The following is a 2,028-nucleotide window of genomic DNA, read 5'->3' as shown; positions in this document are numbered from 1 at the left end:
AGCGAGCCGACGAAATCATTATAGTTGTTCACCGTCTCGCCAAGGTTGCGGCGCATCTTCACCAGATGCTCGGCCATCACGGCAATCGCTGAATAGATGTCGGCGCCCAGCTTCCCGATCTCGCGGGCTTCGTCGGCCAATTTGTCCTGCCGCCAGTTCAGCGCCACCGTCTTGGCGATGGCGAGCAGGTTGATCGGCCCGGCCAGCAGAATGCGCTGCTCAAACGCCCAGCTCAGCAGCGCCAGATCATGCTCCATCGCGGCCGACAGGAAGTTTTCGCCGGGGATGAACATGATGACGAAATCAGCGGCCGCGCCAAACTCGGTCCAATAGGCTTTTTCCGACAGGCCGCGGGCATGGGTGCGCACGGCGGCGGCGTGGCGTTTCATGGCCAGCAGCCGATCGGCGTCGCTGCCCGCCTCCAGCGCGGCGAGATAATCGTTCAGGCTGCACTTGGAATCGACGATCAGCTGGCGGCCGCCAGGCAGATTGATGATCGCATCCGGCCGTTTGCCGCCGCTATCCGTGGCGACATGCGTTTGCAGGGTGAAATCCACCCCGGCGCGCAGGCCGGCCATTTCCAGCGTGTTGGCCAGTTGCTGTTCTCCCCAGCTGCCTGAGGTCTTGCCGCTGCTCCTGAGCGCCGTTACCAGCCGCGCAGCTTCGTCCGACACGCGGACCTGGCCTTGCGTCACCTGCTCCAGCGCCTGATTAAGCGCGCCATAGCTTTCGGCCCGCACTTTCTCGACTTCGCCCAGCCGCGTTTCATATTTTGCCAGCGTTTCGGCAACCGGGGCCAGCACGGCCTTCAAACTGGCCTGATTCTTGGTTTCGGCTTCGGCAAAGCGCTGTTCGGCCCGCGTGATCAGCTGGCTCTGCGCTTGCTCCAGCACCCGCCCGGCCAGCGCCTCGAATCTTGTGTTCAATTCCTCCAGCTGACGGGCATGCGACTGTTCGCGCTCATCGCGCTGAGCCTGCAGGGCAGCGATCTCCACCGCCGTCTGCGCCAGCTTGGTGCGCCGTTCATCGGCTTCGCGTTTGGCTTCGTCGCGCTCGGCCTTGAGCGCTGCCGCCGGCCGACTGGCCAGCCACCAACCGGCCGCCAGACCAGCGAGCAGGGCAACTATCACGGCAATTGGGGCGATGATGGCTTCGGTCACAGGCGGCATCCAACAGCGAAAATGGGAACGAGCCATGAACATAGCCGCAGCCGCAGCGGAATTCTAGGCGCGCGACGGCAGCCGGGCGATCAGCAGCGCTGCCACCACCAGCCCGGCGCCCAGCAGCTCCAGCGGGCCGGGCATTTCGCCAAAGCGTAACGCACCGATGATGGCGCTGATTGCCGGCTGCACCAGCAGCGTAAGACCCACCACCAACGGCGACAGATGGCGCACGGCATAGACGATCAGGCCCTGGCCCACCACCTGGCTGCCGATGGCCAGGCCCAGGATCGGCGTCCAGTCTTGTGGCCAGAAAATGCCGCTGGCCGCCAGCGGTGCCAGCGCGAAGGCCGAAACCAGCGTGGCCAGCGCCAGCGCCGGCATGGCGGCGAGTGAGCCGCGCACCTTTTCGATGGCAATCAGATAGATGGTATAGAACACAGCGGCCGCCAGACAAAGCAGATCGCCGGCGAAATGCCGCGCCGAAACCTCTGCACTGCGGCCCAGCAGCAGGGCCACGCCCACAGCCGCCACCGCCAGCGCCCACCATTGCGGGCGCGTGAGCCGCTGGCCCAGCACGAACAGGCCATAAAGCGGCAACAGGAACGTGGCGGCATTGGCCAGCAGCGTGGCGTTGGCCAGCGTGGTGCGCATGATGCCAAGGTGCCAGACCGAAAGATCGGCGGCAAAGGCCACGCCGGCCAGCGCGGCAAGACCGAAAAGCCCCGCCGTGGTGCCGGCAAATCCCGAAGCCCTGCCGCCCGGTGCCCGCGTCAACACCGCCAGCGCAAACAGGAACGGCACCGCCAGCGCCTGCCGCCAGAAGGCGGAAGCCAGCGGACCGACATCGGCCAACCGCACCAGCCAC

2 protein-coding genes are annotated in these 2,028 nt (G+C 65.8%); both read right to left on the bottom strand.

The features are described from left to right. On the bottom strand, window positions 1–1,160 hold a 1,160-nt coding region (locus RMO81_RS12195; RefSeq protein WP_310476163.1), incomplete at its 3' end, for a DNA recombination protein RmuC. 63 nt (window positions 1,161–1,223) lie between these two features. Further along, the coding region (locus RMO81_RS12190; protein WP_310476162.1) for a DMT family transporter at window positions 1,224–2,028 on the bottom strand (805 nt) is incomplete at its 5' end.

It is taken from the genome of Sandarakinorhabdus sp. (genome assembly GCF_031422795.1).
Lineage (GTDB): Bacteria > Pseudomonadota > Alphaproteobacteria > Sphingomonadales > Sphingomonadaceae > Sandarakinorhabdus.
The sequence above is the reverse complement of the archived record's forward strand: the minus strand, read 5'-3'. Positions and strand labels throughout refer to the sequence as shown.